The organism is Parafrankia sp. Ea1.12, from assembly GCF_900465275.1.
GTDB classification, from domain to species: domain Bacteria; phylum Actinomycetota; class Actinomycetes; order Frankiales; family Frankiaceae; genus Parafrankia; species Parafrankia soli.
Genome location: NZ_UBIZ01000644.1, coordinates 1 through 18562 on the forward strand (window position 1 = coordinate 1; position 18562 = coordinate 18562).

The following is an 18562-nucleotide window of genomic DNA, read 5'->3' on the forward strand; positions in this document are numbered from 1 at the left end:
TCAGGACCTCCGCGCCACACTGACCTACGGGCTCGCAGGCACCACAGAGCAACGACGTCGGACCGGACGGCACCAACATCCTCATCAGGACAGGGTGCCGGCGCAAGCCGGCATGATCACTGACCTGCCTCAACCAGACGTGCGCTCGGAGGGACTCGAACCCCCAACCTCTTGATCCGTAGCCCTCGGCGCCCCGTCCACGGATGTCCACCGACGTCCATCGGTGCAGGTGACGGGCTCGATGATGTCCACCGACGTCTACGGGCGTCCAGCCCGGTTGCAGTACAACTGCAGTACGCGGTCCACCGGGAGGCCGGTCACAGACCGTGCTCTCGGTCGATGATTCACACTATTGTGAATAGCATCCCGATGTGGGTGTTAAGCCGCGAATATCCATATTCGCTCCATCCGCGCCTGTGACCTGCATGTTCAGATCGGGATTATTCGCCGGAAGGTTGTTTAGGCGATTTCTTCGAGGAACAGCCCTCGCTTGCCATCGTCTTGATATAGCCTAACAAGCTAAGATTACTTCCTTCTGGAATCACGGAGATTCTATGCGCGTTTCTGAGTACTATAAACTTGGTCGAGCGCAACCTAGCTTGAGCTTCGTCGATGTGCACATTGATTCGGACGTTCCAGCTTTCGTTGACCCGACGGCAATTCGTATCCAAGAAAGTGAATGGGCTCACATCTGTAAAGCGCTATTGCAATCCTTTTTTACGGAAGTTCTTGAAGCCGTTGCAAGCAAGAGTCGTACCAGGGCGATAGCTTTAATGGGGCCCCTTTCGGAGCCGAATGAGACTCATTTGGGTTGGTCAAAAGGAAAATCGCGAGGACGGGGCCTAGGGCCAGCGAAAGCCTTGAACTTCTTGGCGGAGGTACAGAATAGTGCGGCCGCACATTCAGGACTTCTGGCGGACCTAGAAGACACGTCACTTCTGATCGACGGCGTGGGCCCGGATATCATCAGTGATATTACCACCAACGTTATTCGCGGCGCATTAATAGGCTACACTCAGAGCGTCTGTCGATACCACGGAATTGACATGGAGGCCCAGTATAGCGGATTCATCTGGAATCCGGATGCATTGGAATGGCAGGAAGGCGAAGAGTTACTTCCTCGCCCGGAGGGTGACACGCTATTGTTAGTTCCGAAATCAATTGTACGGGCCCATCTTACCGTGGATTCAGACAAGTATTACAACAGAATGCTTGCCCCCCGTCTAGAGGCGCTGGAGATTGATAAAAAGTCACCCATTGTTGAAGTCTTAAAGGACGGCGAGACGAAGGTTCCTCGCAAAAAATTGAGGGAGCTTTATCCGGCAACAAAACTGGCGATTGTTAAGTACACGGAACAATTCCCGGAGGCGCTTCGCGATTACAAAGAGTCCCTAACTAAGTCGGATTCTCCTCCTCTTAGCCATTCCGAGCTTCATGCGAGAACAGGTACCCCGGAGCCGAATTTCGAGAAGCTACTTGCCGAAGTCCTGGCGGTCCCGGAAGGGAGTGCCGGTGCTACGATCTACCACCGAAAATGCGCCGATTTGCTGTCGGCCCTATTTTATCCATACCTAGGAAACATGGTCCTCGAGAAAGAAATTCACGAAGGCCGCAAGCGGATCGATATAGTCTTCGATAATCTTGCGGGAAATGGGACATTCTACTGGCTTGGCCTTAACTATAGGGCGGCAATTCTCCCGGTAGAATGTAAGAACTACACGCGCGAAGTGGAGAATCCGGAACTTGACCAGATATCAGGTCGGTTCTCGGATAGTCGAGGCTGGTTTGGTATGATCGTCTTTCGATCTGCCAAGAATAAGGATCTATTTCTCCAACGTTGCCGCGATACCGCCAAGGATGGTCGAGGCTACATCATTGCTCTTGACGACGCAGACTTGCGAGATCTTGTGCGTGAGCGACTAGAGCTCCTCGAAAGAGGCAGCAAGAGACTCGGGGAATTCAACCTGATTCGCGAGCGGATCGACTATCTAATTTCCTAAACTGCAAGGGTTCCATTCTCGCAGCGTCTACGAAAAATCTTAGCAGAGTGTCTTGCATCGTGGCGCTCTCGAAGGGTGAACTCAGCCCCCATCCGCTTTGGTTTGGCCTCTCAGCGGATGGCAATGGTGCAACTGATCCGTAGTTTCATCCACCTGTCCGCCTACGTTCGTGGACGTCCACCGCGTCCGCTTACCAGCGGCCGGGTGTCCGCCGACGTCCGCCGGTGTCCGTGGTCCTTCGCCCCCTCGGCTGTCACGTTGGCTGTCATCAGGACCGAGGGCCGCCGGGCCCACGCTCCCACGCCGCTGACAAGTTTGCGAGCCATCAGACGAGCGGGGCAAGGTCCCGAGCCTGCCTGGACCTCGGGCTGCTGGAAGGCGTTTCGAGGGCGGTCCACGGAGCCCAGAGACGCGATGCCCGCGTCGCGATCTATACTGAATTCGTGAATATGGGACGTGACGTCGATACCAGTCCTTTCATGTGTCCGCACTGCGATAAACCCAGTATTGGTTACATCCACGGCACGGCCCAGGGGCACGAGATCGAAAGCACTGGCGAGCCTATCGGCATTCCGATGGAATATACATTGATCCGGTGCGGACAGTGCGGCAGGGTGGCCCTTCAGGTTCGTGAAGATTACTACGGGGACGGCTTTCGCGGTGTTGACCCCGATGTCGTTTATCCTGCATCGCGACGCCTAAACGATCTGATCCCTGGACCCCTTAGGCGTGAGCTGGACGAGGCGCGAAGGTGCTTTGACGGCAAGGCGTTTACAGCATCGGTCGTAATGGTTCGCAGAACCTTGGAAGGCACTTGCAAAGACCAAGGAATCAAACGGCGGACGTTGGTGGAAAGTATTAGGGAGCTGCGAACGCAAGGCACCATAGATGGAATGCTCGTGGAATGGGCGGACGCATTACGAGTCATCGGGAACGAAGGCGCGCATTACACAGGAAAGCCTGTGAGTCGAGAAGATGCCGAGGATGCACTCTCCTTCGCCGAGGCGCTACTGGAGTACATATACGTCTTTCGCAAGCGCTTCGAGGAGTTCCAGCGGAGAATAACCGAAAGGCGTGTGAAGAATAAGGAAGAGTCGGACTGAAGGTGGTGGTGCCGGACGGGAGGGCTAGCGCGTTCCTCGGCGCCCGCTACCGATCCGCCAGTGCCGGACTCTGCCGCCAACCGGCACTGACAGCGCCACGCCATCGGGCCAAACGACCGGTCACGGATGCCAGCCACAGATCTTCGTTGGCAAGCCGATGAGTACCGCAGGCGCCGAGGAACGCAATCGGCGCGGCAGCACGACGTTTCGCACGCCCGCTGGTAGCGGATGCCGGCCGCTGGGACCAGAGTGCAGCGTCCTGTTGCCTCCCGGTACCGCTGGCCTGACATTGTCAAGATCGGTCGTTGCGCGGTGTGGGATGCGACGCGCCCGGCGAGTACGGCCGCTTGCGGCCGCGCGCAGGCGGTCGCGCGGCGCGGCCTGCACCGCGCGCCCTTGATCTCTAAATCGAGCAATTCGGCAGTCCTGCGGCTTGGTAATGCAGCTCCGTCGTGGTGGGGAGCGCTTCGTAGGCTCCGGGGCGGCTGATGGTGAGGGCTGCGGCTGCCTGGGCCTGGTGGACCGCGTCGGCGGGATCGGTGCCGGCAATCAGGTGGGCGCAGAGCAGGGCGGTGAAGGCGTCGCTGGCGCCGGTGACGTCGATGACCTCGGCGGGTGGTGCGGGGTAGGTGGTGGTGGCGCCGTCCAAGCGGAGGACGCATCCGCGTTCGGCAAGGGTCACGCAGACTGTTCGCACGCCGAGTGCGTCAGCTACGGCGTCGGCGAGATGCTCGGCGGGGCCGTGGGCGGCGGGGAGTCCGCTGAGGAGCGCACGGGCCTCGGCTTCGTTGGGAACCAGGATGTCGACCTGTTCCCACGGAAAGCTCTCGATGACTGCTGGATCGCTGGGAAGCGGAGCGGGGTTCAGGACGATGTGCATGCCTTGGTCGCTGGCTGCGGTGATGATGCCGGCGGCCTGGCCGGGGGACTCGAAGGTGACGAGGAGGGTGTCTCCGGGTCCGCTGGTTTCCACAGCGGCGGTGAGGTGGCCTGCGGTGACGTTGAGCGCGTCGGGGACCCGCCAGACCATGGCGTTCTCTCCGTCGGCGCGGGTGTAGACGACGCAGACCGGGGTGGGGGCTTCGGGGATGGCTGTCATGGTGGAGGCGTCGATGCCCTCGGCGGTGAGCGCGCTCCGGATGGCTTCGCCCACGACATCAGTTCCGACGCATCCGACGGCGGCGACCTGGGCGCCGAGACGGGCAAGCGTGACAGCCTGGTTGAGTGCTTTACCGCCGGGGACGGTCCGCATTGCTTCGGCGCGTAGGTCGTCGCCCCATACCGGCAGGCGGGGTGTGCTGATCAGACAGTCGAGGACGTAGGCGCCGGCAACGAAGAACCGAAGCTCGCTGATGGGGCGCGCTGGCTGGGCGCCGGTCATGTGCTGGTGTAGGTCCAGGCGGAGCCGACTCCGCGGTACTGCTCGACCGGGATCGGGGCCACACCGGGGCGCATCTTGTAGGTGTAGAGGTGGCCGTCCAGGTGGTCGATTTCGTGGGCGACCAGGCGGGCAAGGCCCTTCTCGAACACGGTGATGTGCCGGGTTCCGTCGATGTCGGCGTGTTCGACGTGCAGGGTGAGCGGGCGGGGGACCAGACCGCGGACGTCGAAGAAGCTCAGGCAGCCTTCGTACTGCTCGTCGGTCTCGGGGCTGGCCTCGATGACGGTTGGGTTGAGCAGGGTGATCGTGTCGCCGTCGATGGTGCGGACGATCGCGGCGGCACGGTTGATGCCGACCTGCGGGGCGGCGATCCCCATGCCCTTCCCGAAGGTGTGCAGGGCGGATACCCGTTCGATCGCTGAGGAGAGTTCGGCAACGACCCGGCGGGCGTCCTCGGCCTCGGTGGGCAGGGCGAACGGGCGGGCGGGCTTGTCAAGGATCTCGGCGCCCTGCTGCACGATGCCGACCGCGGTCATCTGTTCGGACGGTCGGGCGGCCTCGGCGGCGGGGTCGGGCTGGGCGCGGAAGTTCCACTCCAGCCGGTACCGGGCGTGCAACGGCGGCTCCTCCGTTGACCATGAGAACACCCGGCGGCCGGCGGACTCGGTGCGGGCGATCGCGGTCCGGAACGGCAGGGCCTCGGCGGTCATCGACGTTTCCATGCCCCACACCACCGGATCGACTTCGGCGGGGAAGTCCAGCCGGACCGACAGGGATCGGGTCGGGACCCGTACGGCGCGCTGGAACCACGGCCCCCACCGGTCATCGGACACCCGGTACGAGTACTCGATGACGGCCGTGTCGCCCGGGTAGAGCGGGAAATGCCCCCGGGAGTTCTCGAAGCAGAGCCACACTTCCTTGAGTGCGTCCCAGTCGGTCTTGACCTTCCAATGCATCGGCTCGCCGTTGCACGTGGCGGAGAGTTGCAGGAAGTCCCACCGGAGCGGCTTCGCCCGGTACAACCGGGCAGACCGCTCCGGGTCGCCCGGGTAGCGGTCGACGGAGATCCGCATCAGGTAGCGGGTGACCGGCTCGGTGCCGGTGTTCACGATTCGACGCAACTGGTGCGCGTAGTACGTCGCGTCGTCGTACCGCAACGTCGCCTCGTCGACCTCGACGATCAGGCCGCCCTGCGACGCGGCCGGCTGCACGGGTAGGACTGCCGCGATCGGCGGGGATGTCTGCACCGGAACGGGCTGCGGCCGAGCGGGCTGTGCGGTGGCCTCCCACCGGCGTGGGGCCAGACCGAAGTACCCACCTGGGATGCGTAGGGCGTCCGCGATGCGCTCGATGAGGTCCAGGGACGCGATGCGGTCTTCGCCACGCGCAATCCGGCTCACCCGTGACTGCGACAGGCCGTCGACCGGGGAGGAGATGCGGTCCTGGCTGGCGCCGTCGTACTTGCGCATCAGGCGAAAGATCGTTCCAAAGTCACGGACGGAGCAGGCGGAGCGGAAGTCGGGCCGGGCCAGCAGCTCGGGCGACACCCGGTATGACCCGGCGGGCACGTCGGGTGGCTGTGTCACGGGTCAAGACCTCCACGTCCCACCGGTGCCGGCGCTCACGGCAGGTGGTGTGAGCGGGACAGCACGCTCAGACTAACGCGCCCATGCCAAACCGGTATGGACCTTATTCGCCAACCGGTTCCCGGCCGTTCGGCAACCGGGCGGCAACCGCTCGCCGGCCGTGCGCGCCGTTGTTCAGCGCTCCTCGACCCATACGTGACGTGTATGCGAGATCGACGTTTCGTGACTATCCCGGTTCGGGTGAGGCTGATCCGCAAGCCATCCCGCTCCGCGTCGAGCCGCGATCTCCGCGGGGCGGGGTGGCGTCCAGGCCGTGAGGCGACGCGGGAACGGATGAAGGGGGTGCGGCGGTGTGGCCGATGACGGGCAGGACAGCCGCGGAGACAGGGCACGGCGAGTGCGGGGGTTCGCGATGACGTGGGTGAGCGGGTCGTGTCAGACGGACGAGGAACCCGGCGTGGGCTTGTTGCCGTGGGGCGCGGAGGGCTGGGCGCTGGTCGTTCCCTCGGGCTCCTCGGCGGCGGCGCTGGCGGAGGCGATGGCGGGGATGCCGGCGGGCCTGCGGTTCGTCGAGGCGTTCGGGGACGTGGATGTGGTGCTCGTCTACGCGGCGGACGGCGTGCGGCTGTCCCGGCGGGAGGTACCGGGCTCGTTCCTGCGGGCCATGCTCGAACTCGACCCGGTGGAGGTCGGGGAGGGCAACGGCCGGCGGTGGATGACGGCGGGGGAGCGGGGTGCGTATGACGCGGGGAAGGCGGATGTGGCGGATGCGCTGCGCCGTCAGGTGATCCGCCGTCGGCGTCCGCGGTCGTGGAACCCCTCTGCTCTGGGGTGACGTCACGCGCGTTCACGGGGGCCGGATCTCGTCGGGGGGATCCGGCCTTCGTCGTGTCAGGACGACATCGGCTCGTCGGGGCGGCTGACGGCTCGCTCGACCGCGGCGAGCCTGGTCACGATCTCGGCAAGACGGTCCTCGACGCGGGCCAGGACGGTGAGGACCTCCCGTCCGGTGGGCTCGTTCGCCTCGGGGCTATCGCCCGGCGGGGCTGACAGGAGTACCTGAATCAGGTGGTCGTCCGGCCACTCCAGGGCGCGGGCGATCGACACGAGGGTCTTGTTCTGCACCCGGCGACCGGCGCCGTGCTGCAGCAGGCGCACGGTGGACACGGACACCCCCGACAGCTCGGCCAACTGCTGCTGGCCGATCCGCCGGTTCGACATCCGCTCGTTCAGGGCTGTGGCGACGGCTGCCCAGTCCTCCCCCTCGGCCGGACCTCGCGCGGTGTAGACCCGGGGCGCTTTCCGGTCAGACATGACGCGCATATTAGTTGCCCAGCAACAGCCTCTATCTCGGGTATCCGGTGCCCATACCAACCTTGCATGAACGCCACCCGGTGCGCTCCGCTGAATAGACCTCTCTGGCATGAGCGCATACGAGGCGTACATACGTCGGTCGTCTAGCGGTTGAAACGCGGTTGGCGAGCGGTGGATCGTGTATCTCGTCGGCCGAAGCGAACGGCCGGCGTAGGCGACTCGGATGTGTGGAGGTGGCGTGGTGGCGGTTCCGAAGCGAATTCCGGTGCGGTTCGAGGACGTTTTCCCGCACGGCGCGTACGTGCTGGGCGTGGAGGCGGCGAACGACTTCGAGAAGGTGAAGGCGGGAGTGGCGGACGTGCAGGCGCGGGACAAGGACACCGGCCAGCGGATCTGGTCGGTGCGGGTCCTCGACCCGGACCCGGTGGCGCGGCAGGCCGAACTGAAGGTGAAGATCCTCGGGGAGGTGGCGCCGGTTCCGCCGGACGCGATGCCGGGGACCCCGTTCCGGCCGGTGCTGTTCGAGGGCCTGTCGGTCCTGCCGTACGTGGACACCAACGGTTCCCGGCCCCGGCAGGGTTTCGCGTTCCGGGCGGTGGCCATGCGTCCGCTCGGCCCGGCCCGGCGGAGCAACCCGGCGGTGGCGGCGTGAGTGGGGCGGGGATGGACGGGCTGCGTTCCTCGACGCACCTGGGGTTGCACGTGGGCGCGGACTGGTCGGCCAGGTGCCACACCTACCCGGACAAGCCGCCGATCCTGGCGGTCACCACGGGTCGGACGACGCTGTCGCTATCGGCGGCCGGTAACGCGGCGACCTCCGATCAGGTGGACTTCGCGTACACGCTGCTCGCCGCGGTGAACGATTACCTCATCGAATGCGAGCGGCTGCGCTTCACCGCGCAGGACGCGGCCGAAACGTCAGGGTATCTCGCCGCGTAGTAGTCGCCCGGCCCGGTTTCAGACAGGCGGCCCGGAACCGCGCTTCTACGGGATCGCGGTTCCGGGCTCGCGCACCTTCTTCTTCTGTTCTTCCTACTCCTGGTTCCGTGCGCTCTGAAACAGGTGGTATTTGTCATGTTCGGAATCAACGGCGATCGGCGGATGCCGCGTATTCCGTCCCGACCGGACCACATGCGGGTGCCGCTGTGGATGCTGCTGCTGGCGGTCGCCGGTAAGGGGCTGGTGTTGGGTGTCCGCTGGTGCTGGCGGCACCGGGTCGCCGTCCCGGTCGCGGTCGGCCTGGTGCTGTTCGTCCAGCGCTTCGGCGCGCTGGGCCTGGTGGCGCTGCTCGTCGGCCTGGTCCTGGTCGCCATGGTCTGGCGGCGGCTGCACCCCCGGTCGTTCGGCTGGCTGGCCCGGTGGGTGTGGGGCAGGGCGCGGCTTACGTTCGTCTACCGGCGGCGGTGGCGGTCGGCGATGGTGCACACCGGACTGGCGATCCGCGTGCCGGCGTCGAACGGCGATCAGGTGACGTTCGACGAGTACTTCCCGCGGATCCGCTCGATTCGTTCGACGCGGGCGGTGGACGTGCTGCGGGTGGAACTGCTTCCCGGGCAGACCCCGGAGCAGTGGGCGGAGCAGGCCGAAGCACTGCGGCACGTGTTCCGGGCCCGGCGCTGCCAGGTACAGGTGGAGGAACATCGGTTCGTCCGGCTGCACTTCCACCACCGGGACACCCTGACCCGACCGGTGCGGCCCACGGGCCTCGACGCACCCGGCCCCGTCATCGGTCACGACGACGTCGACGTGACCGATGACAATCCGGACGGAGACCCCGCGGCGGGTGGTGCGCCCGATCTGCTCGTCGCGGGGCTCTCGTCGGTGCCGGTCGGCCGGCAGGAAGACGGCGAGCCATGGACGCTGCCCGTGCGCGGGACGCATCTGCTCGTCGCGGGTGCCACCGGCGCCGGTAAGGGCTCGGTGCTGTGGTCGATCATCCGTGGTCTCGGCCCGGCCGTGCGCGCCGGCCTCGTCGAGCTGTGGGTGAGCGACCCCAAAGGCGGGATGGAACTCGCTTTCGGTGAGCCGCTGTTCGCCCGGTTCGCCACCGACACGGAGTCGATCGCGGATCTCCTCGACGACGCGGTGTCGGTCATGCGGGAACGCACGGCCCGGCTGCGGGGCCGAACCCGCCTACACACTCCGACCACGGACGAGCCGCTGATTGTGCTGGTCGTCGATGAGATCGCCTCCTTGACCGCGTACGTCACGGATCGGGATGTGAAGAAGCGAATCGGGGCGGCGCTGCCGTTGCTGCTCTCGCAGGGACGTGCGCCGGGGGTCGTGGTCCTGGCGGCGGTGCAGGACCCGCGTAAGGAGGTGCTTCCGTTCCGGGACCTGTTCCCGGTCCGGGTCGCGCTGCGGATGACCGAGACGGAACAGCCGGATCTCGTGCTCGGCTCCGGCGCCCGGGACCGCGGTGCCCGCGCGGACGAGATCCCGGTGTCCCTGCCGGGGGTGGGTTACGTGCTGCACGAGGGACAGCCGGAACCGGTGCGGGTCCGGGCGTCGTTCGTCGACGATGCCGAGATCGGCCGGACCGTGTGGACGTACCGGCCGGTCCGTGCGGTGGGCGGCGGCTGGACGCCGGACCTCGGCCCGTACCTCGACGACTCCGCTGATCACGAAGATCTCGACGGCTCGGCTGGCTGGGGTGAGGTTGCTTGATCGACCCGACCACGCTCGGCGCTGCCCCAACCGAAGCCGTTCCGAGTGTCCCGGCTCCTTCCCCTGGCCGTGACGACCGTGACGATCGGCCGGGGTCCCGGGCGGTCCGGATGCGGATGCCGCTCGCTCGTCAGGTGGTCGAAGCGGTCGCCGTGGAGAACGGGGTCTGCGTTCGCCCGATGGCGATGCGGCGGACGAACCTCGACACGGGCGAGACCGAGATCATTCCCGTGCCGTGCGGGGCCACCCTGGCGAGCAAGTGTCCGCCGTGTGCGGAGCGGGCCCGGCGGCTGCGGATGGCGCAGTGCAAGACGGGCTGGCATCTGGAGGACGAACCGGTTCCTGACCCGGACCCGCCTTCGGAGGATGCGAAGGTTCTTGCCGGCTTCCGGGCGGATCTGGAGGTCGCTCGGCGGGACGCGGAACGGGACAGTGACCCGGCGGGCGTCGCCGAGATCGACGAACTCATCGGCCAGGTGGACGAGGAACTCAACGCCCTGGGCGTGCGGGGGAAGACTGCGCCGGACAGTCGGGATCGGCCTCGTCGGGCCCGGTCTACCCGCCGGCGTCAGGACGCCCCCGACCTGCCCCGGCTCCCCGTGGAGAAGCGCACGGTCGGCCGGACCTACGAAGCGGCGGACGGGACGACCTGGCGGCCGTCGATGTTCCTGACGCTGACCTGCGACACCTACGGCCGGGTGACCTCGGACGGCACCCCGGTGGATCCGGGCTCGTACGACTATCGGCGGGCGGCGCGGGACGCGATCCACTTCCCGAAGCTGATCGACAGGTTCTGGCAGAACCTGCGCCGCGCGGTGGGCTGGGATGTGCAGTACTTCGCGGCGCTCGAACCGCAACGGCGGCTCGCTCCCCACCTGCACGCGGCCATCCGTGGCACGGTGTCCCGGATGCTGCTCCGCCAGGTGGCGGCGGCGACGTATCACCAGGTGTGGTGGCCGTCGTGCAACCGACCGGTCTACTCGGACATGGTGCTCCCGGCCTGGAACGCGGATGCGGCGGCCTACCTTGATCCGGAGAGCGGGCGTCCGCTGCCCACATGGGACGAGGCGTTGGACGCGATCGGCGACGATGAGGAACCGGCGCACGTCGTCCGCTTCGGCCCGCAACTGCGCGCGGACGGGGTCACGGCGAACTCGGCGAACACCGGCCGGATGATCGGCTATCTGACGAAGTACCTGACGAAGAGCCTCGACGCCTGCCACGACATCGGAACGGACGCGCAGCGTCGGCACGTGGATCGGCTCGCGGAAGCGTTGCGGTACGAGCCGTGCTCGCCTATCTGCGCGAACTGGCTGCGTTACGGCGTCCAGCCGAGAAACCCGAAGCCGGGCCTGGTCCCGGGGAGGTGCCGGGGGAAGGCGCACCGGCGGGAGACGCTCGGGTTCGGCGGCCGGCGGGTGCTCGTCTCGCGCCGCTGGTCCGGCAAGACCCTGACCGATCACAAAGCCGATCGGGTGGCGTTCATCCGGGAGCAGCTCGAAGCCCTCGGTCAGACCGGCACCGGCCCGGCCATGACGGGGACGGACCCGGCCCGGATCGCGTGGACGCTGCTCCGGCCTGGTGACCCGGCCGCACCGCGCCGCGAGCACCTGCTGTTGCAGGCGGTTGCGCAACGGCACGCCTGGCGGGCTCAGCTCGACGCGGCCCGTCGCGCGACCGGCACCGGACTCCCGGCGACCGGCCCGCCGGTGACGGCTCGCGCTGCCTGAGTCCGGAACTGGCCTTCGGGAGAGGGACCCGTGACCAAGCTCCTCCTGACCGTCGACGAAGCCGCGCAACTGCTCGGCCTGAGTAGGGCGAAGCTCTACCAACTCATGAAGACGGGGGCGATCGCCTCGGTGTCGATCGGCCGGCTCCGGCGGATTCCGGCCGATGAGCTGAGCGCCTACGTCGATCGCCTGCGGGGCGGCAGCGTGGAGGCCGCGTGATCACCGGATGGCTCCGTCGTCGTGCGCCACCCCGTCAGGGTTTGCTCGGGCGGTGTTCCGTGATCCACCGCTCGATGTCCGTGGCGAGCCAGACCTTCCCGGCCTTGATCTCGCCGAGTGGCTCGGGGAAGGACGGGTCGGTGGTGGCGATCTGGTGCACGCGGACCCTGCTCACGCCGAGACGCTCGGCGATCTCGGCCGTGCCCATGAGCTGCGTCCGTCCCACGGCGGAAGAGTACTTGACACGTGCTAAGCCCGAACCGCATCATCGGACACGACTTAGCGATTGCTAAGTGATGGCGGTCCCGGTGGGTGCTGTGAACACCCGGCCGGGACCTTGATCCCAATCCTGCATGCACAGGAGTTGAGACCCATGCCCATCTTCCCGTCTGGCCATTCCGGCGCCTGGCGCACCCCCGGTGAGGACTCGCCGCTCGTCGGTACGCGCGTCCTCGACACCGGCGAGCACGAACTGACCATCCGTCCCGGCGCGGACATCGGCGACCTGCTGGCGATCCTCGCGACGCTTCCGCCGGACGCCTTCTTCACCGAGCACTTCGGCGATGTCGACGTGGCGTTGGTGTTCCACCAGGTGCCCGGCGACCCGGTCGCGGTCCCGGCTGGTCAGGAGCCTTCGGCGGGTCCGACGGCGGCAAGGGCCATCCGCCCGTAGCGGCTGTTCTGCCTGCTCTACCCCCATTTTTCTTCCGTTCTCTGGTGGCGCTTGAAGCTGTCGGGGTGTCGGACGGGTCCAGGGTCGGCCGAAGGCCGATCGCGTCAGCGACGCGCAGCGCCCTGGACGCGGCCGACACCCCGGCAGACCATCCCAGCGCCAGAGAACGGAAACCCAACTGCACCGGGCGACGCCTCCGCGGCCCGCGTGTACCTGACCCGTTCTTCGGCAAGGAGCCGTGTTCGCCATGCCCACGGATAACGACAAGCACCCGACCATGAGCTTGCAGCAGGCGCTGCGCGAGCATCTCGGCCGTGCCCGCGCCGGCGAGGGCCGCCTCTACCCGCAGCCTGCGGGAGAGACCAAGTTCGCCTGCGACATGGGCGACAGCCGCTACGGCTGCGCCTGGTGCGACAACATCGAATGGCCCGACGGCAACCCGCTGGACGTCGCCTGATGCCCGCGGGGGACAAGTCGCGGAAGGGCCGGCGCGGCAACAACGAAGGGTCGATCTACCGGTACCGCAACGGCTGGGCAGGCCAGGTCAGCCTTCCGGACGGGCGGCGTCCGATCTTCTACGGCCCGACCCGTGAGCAGGTCCGGGAGAAGATGTCCGACGCGCTGCGGGCCGCGCAGGACGGTACGCCGGTCATCACGACTCAGGTCACCGTCGGCGAGTACCTCGAACAGTGGGTCACGGTGGTGCTCCCGGCCAGGGTCGTCGCGGGGACGCTCGCGGAATCCACGATGGAGTCCTACGCGCTGCTCGCCCGCCTGCACATCGTCCCGGTGCTCGGGCGTCACAAGCTGCGAGACCTGTCCACAGCGCATGTGCGGAAGTGGATGACGGCGAAGCTCACCGAACCGTCCGCGGCCGGCCTCGCGGCGCGCAAGGCCAGGGAAGATGCCCGTGCGGCGAAGGAACGCCAGAAGGCCGAAGAGGCGGCGAAGCGTGCGGCGGACGGTCAGCCGGCGCGTCGTCGGAAGAGCTCGGCGAGCAAGCCGGCTCCCGTGGTCGAACCGAAGCCGATCAACCCTCTGTCGGCTCGGTCCGTCCGCTACCTGCACGCGATCCTGCGAACGGCGCTCGCGGACGCGATGCGGGAGGAACTGCTCTCCCGGAACGTGGCGGAGCTGGTCCAGCCGCCGAAGTCCTCGAAGGCTCCGGCACGGTCGCTGTCGGACGAAGAGGCCCGGAAGGTGGTCGCGGTGGCGCTCGTCGACCGGCTGGCGGCGCTGTGGCTGGTGATCCTGGCGCTCGGCCTGCGGAAGGGGGAGGCACTCGCGCTGCGCTGGGACGTCGTCGACCTCGACGCGGGTACGGTCGCGATTGTCCGCAAGCAACGGCGGCGGCGCGCGGAGATCGACCCGGAGACCGGCGTGCAGCGGTGGGAACTCGTCGAGGACGAGGAACTGAAGACCGCGGGCTCGAAAGCGCGGCTGGCGCTGCCGACGATGGTCGTGACCGTGCTGCGGGAGCATCGGCGGCGTCAGGAAAAGGCCAGAGCGGAAGCCTACGAGTGGGCCGACCCCGGACTCGTGTTCACCACCGCTACCGGCAGCCGGGTCGATCCGCGCAACGTCAACCGCTGGTGGGACAAGGTGTGCGAGCGGGCGGAAATCCCGCACACCCGCGTTCACGACCTGCGCCACACCGCGGCGTCGCTGCTGTTCTCGGCCGGCGTCGACCTGAACGAGATCCGTGCCCTGCTGCGGCATACCCGGCTGGCCACCACGGCGGACATCTACGTGGACATCCTCGACGAGGTCCGGCGTTCGACCGCCCGGAGCATGGACGACATCCTCACCCGACTCAACCGCCCGTCAGCTACGGACAGTGACGAGAACGGGGAGGGGGATCCGACCGCGAAAACGTGATCGTTTCCAACTGCAGTACGAACTGCAGTACTTGAGGTCCGGAAAGAACAGAGCCCCGCGCCGTGTTATCGGCTGCGGGGCTCTGACCTGCCTCAACCAGCGTGCGCTCGGAGGGACTCGAACCCCCAACCTCTTGATCCGTAGTCAAGTGCTCTATCCGTTGAGCTACGAGCGCCTGCCGGTCACTCTCGCGGCCGGCTTCGCCAGCTTACAGCACCCGGAGGGCAGCCTTCGAACCCCCTCCCCTCCAACCGCGCCCCGGGCCGGGGCGCCCAGGGCACGCTCCGCGCGGGGGCGCGTTTCGCCCGGGATGGCCCGTCAGCGCGCTCGGACGGGGGTCGGCTGCGGTAGGCGGTGCAGCTCGACATCGAGCAGTGTCTGGTCCTCGATCGTCGCTGTCAGATAGGTCGGATGGGGCTGGCGCCGGCGGTCCGTGGGTGAGCCGGGGTTCAGCAGCCGCAGCGGGCGGCCGTCCTGCGGTCGGATCGTCGTCGTGTCCCACGGGATGTGGGAGTGGCCGAAGACGATGACGTCGGCTTCCGGGTAGGTGGCGGCCAGGCGGCGATCCCGGGCGGCGGCGGCCCCGGTCTCGTGGACGATCACGAAGCGCAGGCCTTCCAGCGTCACGCGGGCGATCTCGGGCAGGATGGCGCGGATCTCGGGTCCGTCGTTGTTGCCGAAGCACGCGATGAGGCGCCGTGATCGTTCCGTGAGCTGGCGCAGCAGCTCGGGGCCGACCCAGTCGCCCGCGTGGAGGACGGCGTCGGCTTCGTCGACCGCGGCCCACACCCGCGACGGCAGATCGCGGGCCCGCACCGGGACGTGAGTGTCGGCCAGGACGACGAGGCGCATTGGTCCAGTGTCCGTGATTTTCGGTGTTCTGAGCGTGCGCCCGGGGGTAGCGTGCAGCGGCCGGCCGCCTGGCCGGGCGGCGTCGGGGCGAGCGGGGCGGCCGGGGTGGTCGCGAGCTGATGGGCCGATGCCGAGCCGGTAGGCGGATGTCGACTCGGCGGATGGGGGCCGAGCCGGTGGCCGACGGGAGCGGATGGGCGGCGGTCGACATGGCATGGACCGCCGCGCAGTGGCGGCGACTGCGACGGGCTCGTGTGGCCACCATGGTGGTCTTTTTCTTCCTGGCGCTGTTACTCGCCGCGTGGGCTCCGCGGATCCCACAGGTCAAGGATGCGCTCGCGCTCGGCGACGGTGAGCTCGGGCTCGCGCTGCTCGGCGCGCCGGTCGGTGCGATCGTGACGCTGTGGGGCGCCGGTGTTCTGGTGAGCCGGCTGGGCAGCGTGCCGGTGATCCGGTTCTCGCTGGTCGCGTACGCGACCCTCGGGCTGGTGATCATTACCGCGACCGGCCCGCTGTCGCTGTTCGCCGCGCTCGCGCTGCTGAGCGGTGCGAGCTGTGCCCTGGACCTTTCCGCCAATGCCCAGGCCGCGGCCGTCGAACACCGCTTCGGACGTCGGATCATGATGATGGTCCATGCCGCCTGGACGGCCGGTGCGCTCGTGGGCGCGGGCCTGGGCGCCGCCGCCGCGGCGATCGAGCTGCCGCTGAGCATCCAGTTCTCGGTGCTCGGCGCGCTTACCGTGGCCGGAGCGTTACCTCCCACCGGATGGATGCTTCGCGGGGACGGTAGTCGGGAGTCCGCGTCCACCGGCTTCGTCGTATCCGACGCCGCCGCCGATGAGCTCGATGGCGCCGACGGGGAGGTCGAGACCGGCGACAGCGCGGTCGGAGCCAGGGATGGTGTGGTCGGGGCCGGCGCCGAGACCCACGCGCGGCCGGCCACGTCGATGCTTCCACCGCCCCCGGCAACTGGGCTGTCCCCAGCGTCTGCGGTGCCTGCGCCGCCTCCAGCGCCCGCGGCGAGGCCGGTGACTGCTGTGACTCCGCGGGCGCTGCTGCCCTTCGTCCCGCTCAGCGTGATCGCGTTTGCCAGTTTCCTCGGGGAGGGCGCGGCGGCGGACTGGAGCGCCGTCTATCTGACGGATGTCACCGGGGCGTCGGCCGGCGTCGCCGGGATCGGGTACGTGGCCTTCATGGCCTGCATGCTGGTGGTGCGCCTGGTCGGCGATCGTGCGGTGGAGACCTTCGGGATCCGGCGTGTGGTCCGTCCGCTGGCTCTTACCGCCGCGGTGATGTTCGCCGTCGCACTCGCGTCCGGAGCGACGCGGACGGGAACCGCGCTGGGGATCGTCGGGTTCGCGGTGCTCGGCGCCGGGCTGGCGTGTGTCATCCCGGCGGCCTTCTCCGCCGCGGCCCGCGCCGCGAACCTGGTGGGGCTGCCGGCCGGGGCGGTGATCGCCGTGGTCAGCTCGGTCGGCTACGCGGGATGGCTGACGGGGCCGCCGTTGATCGGAGGCCTGGCCGAACTCGTCGGACTGCGCGGGGCCCTGTGGAGCGTGGTCGCGTTCACCTGCGCGATCGCGCTGTTCGCCGGGACGCTGGCCGGTCCCGCGCGGCCGTCGTGGACCTCCGGGGAACGAGGAACGTCAGCCCCGTCGAGGCGGTCTGTTCCACCGAGACCACAGGGCTCGGCGGACATGTCGTGACCGCGGGTCATCCGGCAGGCGCTGCTCGTCCGGTCGGTCCTGCCCGTCCGGCGGTATGTGCCGAGGCCGATTGGCGGCGGCGGGGGATTCCGGTCAGTGGTGGCGGCGGCGAAAGCCCGGCAGGAGTTGCTGGACGAGCGCGTCCGTCTCCGGTTCCGCCGCGCCGCCGCGCCGGGTCGACTGCGCCGACACGGTCCGGTACAGCTCGCCGGCGACGGCTTCGAGGGTCCGGCGGTCACCCCGGGCGGCCACGGTGCGCAGCAGGTCACGCCACAGCGTTTCCGCGGTCGGCGCGGCGCGCAGGCCGGTCCGGCACGCCGCCATCGCGGTGGCGGTGTCGCCGGCTTCCAGGGTCAGCATGGCGAGGCGGTGCGCGGCGTCGATGACGGCGGAGCGCATCGTGCTCTCGACGGGCGTCGACCGGGCCCACCCGTACCTGCCTTCGGGCAGGCCGGACCACAGCGGCCCGCTGACCAGGTTCAGCGCCGCCCGCAGGTCGGATTCGGGATCGCTCGCGTCGTCGGGCCGCGCCGCACGATGGGTGTAGGCGACGAAGAGCTCCCAGTCGCAGCGGACGTCCGTGCTGAGGACCCAGCGCCCGTCCGAGGTGGGCTGCAACCGGGGCCGCCCGCCAGCGTCGACGCCCAGCCAGGTGCGGGCCGCGATGAGCCCGGCGAGCACGCCGGTGCCTGACCCCCCCGGCGACCGCGGATCGGGGACCGAGCCGAGGGGGAGGTCGAGCAGGTCGCTGACGTCCTCGGGGTACGCGCCGTCGCGGTGCAGCGCGAGGAAGACGACGATCTCGGTGAGCAGGTCGATCTGGTTCCGGTCGGGTCTGCCGGGGGCGTCGACCGACGGGGTTCCGAGCACGTGCACCTCGGCTTCGGTGGCGCCGGCCGGGTCCGGGTCCAGGCGGGGCAGGGTCTCGAGCGGGTCGTTCCCGTGGAGGGGCGCCGGCAGGGCGTCGGCCGCCTGGTGCGAAGCCGCCGGATAGCCCTGCTCTGACGAGTGGGGTTCCGGATACGACGGGTGAGAGCCGGGCGGATACGACTCCTGCGAGGACGGCGCCTGCGGGTACGGCTCGTACGGATGCGGCTGCGGCGAGTTCGGCGCCTGCGGGTACGGCTCGTACGGATGCGGCTGCGGCGAGTTCGGCGCCTGCGGGTACGGCTCGTACGGATGCGGCTGCGGCGAGTTCGGCGCCTGCGGGTACGGCTCGTACGAGTGCGGCTGCGGTGATCTCGGTGCCTGCGAGTGCGGCGACGGTGAGTTCGGATCCTGTGGACGGGACGGCGCCGGATAGGACTCCGCCGGATACGACCCCGGCGGGGCCAGGTATCCCGGGGGCGGCACCGGGGGGTGGAGCTGCGCCTGGTGCGGCTCCTGCGGATACGGCTGCGCCGGGTGCGCCGGCGGCTGGGCTTGATACGGTTCGCGCTCGTTGGGCGCCGGC

The 18562-nt window shown here is 68.2% G+C and carries 18 protein-coding genes and 1 tRNA gene; 12 read left to right on the forward strand and 7 right to left on the reverse strand.

Going from position 1 to position 18562, the window contains the following annotated elements; all coding sequences use genetic code 11:
• Nucleotides 1-554: 554 nt before the first annotated feature.
• Both FMEAI12_RS36390 and FMEAI12_RS34340 read left to right on the forward strand, forming a co-directional pair.
• Nucleotides 555-2000: a hypothetical protein gene (locus tag FMEAI12_RS36390; protein WP_146776837.1), complete on the forward strand. Its 1446-nt coding sequence runs from the start codon at nucleotides 555-557 to the stop codon at nucleotides 1998-2000.
• A 449-nt stretch (nucleotides 2001-2449) separates the two neighbouring features.
• Complete coding sequence (locus FMEAI12_RS34340; protein WP_112109232.1) at nucleotides 2450-3103, forward strand: DUF4145 domain-containing protein; 654 nt, start codon at nucleotides 2450-2452, stop codon at nucleotides 3101-3103.
• Nucleotides 3104-3506: 403 nt separating this feature from the next.
• Here the strand turns inward: FMEAI12_RS34340 and FMEAI12_RS34345 are convergent, their stop codons facing one another.
• Nucleotides 3507-4484: a PfkB family carbohydrate kinase gene (locus FMEAI12_RS34345; RefSeq protein WP_112109233.1), complete on the reverse strand. Its 978-nt coding sequence runs from the start codon at nucleotides 4482-4484 to the stop codon at nucleotides 3507-3509.
• The gene (locus FMEAI12_RS34350; protein WP_112109234.1) at nucleotides 4481-6070 is read right to left on the reverse strand and encodes a peptide deformylase; all 1590 of its coding nucleotides are present in this window, start codon (nucleotides 6068-6070) and stop codon (nucleotides 4481-4483) included. The genes FMEAI12_RS34345 and FMEAI12_RS34350 overlap by 4 nt, the downstream gene beginning before the upstream one ends.
• Before the next feature lie 457 nt (nucleotides 6071-6527).
• Here FMEAI12_RS34350 and FMEAI12_RS34355 point away from each other — a divergent pair, with 457 nt between their 5' ends.
• The gene (locus FMEAI12_RS34355; RefSeq protein ID WP_255565776.1) at nucleotides 6528-6905 is read left to right on the forward strand and encodes a hypothetical protein; all 378 of its coding nucleotides are present in this window, start codon (nucleotides 6528-6530) and stop codon (nucleotides 6903-6905) included.
• Nucleotides 6906-6961: 56 nt separating this feature from the next.
• On the opposite strand, the gene FMEAI12_RS34360 is transcribed toward FMEAI12_RS34355, so the two are convergent.
• Nucleotides 6962-7384, reverse strand: coding sequence for a helix-turn-helix transcriptional regulator (locus tag FMEAI12_RS34360; protein WP_112109245.1), 423 nt, complete (start codon nucleotides 7382-7384; stop codon nucleotides 6962-6964).
• A 241-nt stretch (nucleotides 7385-7625) separates the two neighbouring features.
• On the opposite strand from FMEAI12_RS34360, the gene FMEAI12_RS34365 reads away from it, so the two are divergent.
• The 5 genes from FMEAI12_RS34365 (at nucleotide 7626) to FMEAI12_RS34385 (ending at nucleotide 12000) form a co-directional block, all read left to right on the forward strand.
• Nucleotides 7626-8036 carry a plasmid replication, integration and excision activator gene (locus tag FMEAI12_RS34365; RefSeq protein WP_112109246.1) on the forward strand — a complete coding sequence of 137 codons (411 nt, stop codon included), beginning with the start codon at nucleotides 7626-7628 and terminating at the stop codon, nucleotides 8034-8036.
• 11 nt (nucleotides 8037-8047) lie between these two features.
• On the forward strand, nucleotides 8048-8323 hold the full coding sequence (locus tag FMEAI12_RS34370) for a hypothetical protein (protein ID WP_112109235.1): 276 nt from the start codon (nucleotides 8048-8050) through the stop codon (nucleotides 8321-8323).
• Between the two features lie 135 nt (nucleotides 8324-8458).
• Nucleotides 8459-10051: an FtsK/SpoIIIE domain-containing protein gene (locus FMEAI12_RS34375; protein ID WP_112109236.1), complete on the forward strand. Its 1593-nt coding sequence runs from the start codon at nucleotides 8459-8461 to the stop codon at nucleotides 10049-10051.
• A 116-nt stretch (nucleotides 10052-10167) separates the two neighbouring features.
• Complete coding sequence (locus FMEAI12_RS34380) at nucleotides 10168-11781, forward strand: replication initiator (protein WP_368672140.1); 1614 nt, start codon at nucleotides 10168-10170, stop codon at nucleotides 11779-11781.
• Nucleotides 11782-11811: 30 nt separating this feature from the next.
• Nucleotides 11812-12000 carry a helix-turn-helix domain-containing protein gene (locus FMEAI12_RS34385; RefSeq protein ID WP_112109238.1) on the forward strand — a complete coding sequence of 63 codons (189 nt, stop codon included), beginning with the start codon at nucleotides 11812-11814 and terminating at the stop codon, nucleotides 11998-12000.
• A 34-nt stretch (nucleotides 12001-12034) separates the two neighbouring features.
• Here FMEAI12_RS34385 and FMEAI12_RS34390 read toward each other — a convergent pair whose 3' ends face one another.
• The gene (locus FMEAI12_RS34390) at nucleotides 12035-12208 is read right to left on the reverse strand and encodes a DNA-binding protein (protein WP_112109239.1); all 174 of its coding nucleotides are present in this window, start codon (nucleotides 12206-12208) and stop codon (nucleotides 12035-12037) included.
• A 165-nt stretch (nucleotides 12209-12373) separates the two neighbouring features.
• Between FMEAI12_RS34390 and FMEAI12_RS34395 the strand changes: the two genes are divergently transcribed.
• From FMEAI12_RS34395 to FMEAI12_RS34405, 3 genes are all read left to right on the forward strand, one after another.
• Nucleotides 12374-12673: a hypothetical protein gene (locus FMEAI12_RS34395; protein WP_112109240.1), complete on the forward strand. Its 300-nt coding sequence runs from the start codon at nucleotides 12374-12376 to the stop codon at nucleotides 12671-12673.
• A gap of 247 nt (nucleotides 12674-12920) precedes the next feature.
• Entirely contained in the window at nucleotides 12921-13130 is a 210-nt protein-coding gene (locus FMEAI12_RS34400) for a hypothetical protein (protein ID WP_112109247.1), read from the forward strand.
• On the forward strand, nucleotides 13130-14551 hold the full coding sequence (locus tag FMEAI12_RS34405; protein WP_112109241.1) for a site-specific integrase: 1422 nt from the start codon (nucleotides 13130-13132) through the stop codon (nucleotides 14549-14551). The genes FMEAI12_RS34400 and FMEAI12_RS34405 overlap by 1 nt, the downstream gene beginning before the upstream one ends.
• Nucleotides 14552-14653: 102 nt before the next feature.
• Here the strand turns inward: FMEAI12_RS34405 and FMEAI12_RS34410 are convergent.
• Both FMEAI12_RS34410 and FMEAI12_RS34415 read right to left on the reverse strand, forming a co-directional pair.
• Nucleotides 14654-14726 (reverse strand) — tRNA-Arg (locus FMEAI12_RS34410).
• Between the two features lie 143 nt (nucleotides 14727-14869).
• Nucleotides 14870-15403, reverse strand: a complete 534-nt coding sequence (locus tag FMEAI12_RS34415; RefSeq protein ID WP_112109242.1) for a metallophosphoesterase — start codon at nucleotides 15401-15403, stop codon at nucleotides 14870-14872.
• A 146-nt stretch (nucleotides 15404-15549) separates the two neighbouring features.
• Here FMEAI12_RS34415 and FMEAI12_RS34420 point away from each other — a divergent pair, with 146 nt between their 5' ends.
• Nucleotides 15550-17109 (forward strand): MFS transporter, encoded by a 1560-nt coding sequence (locus FMEAI12_RS34420; protein WP_112109243.1) that lies wholly within the window; start codon nucleotides 15550-15552, stop codon nucleotides 17107-17109.
• A gap of 93 nt (nucleotides 17110-17202) precedes the next feature.
• Here the strand turns inward: FMEAI12_RS34420 and FMEAI12_RS39035 are convergent.
• Nucleotides 17203-18562: bacterial transcriptional activator domain-containing protein (locus FMEAI12_RS39035; protein WP_304598647.1), on the reverse strand; the 1360-nt coding region annotated here is incomplete at its 5' end.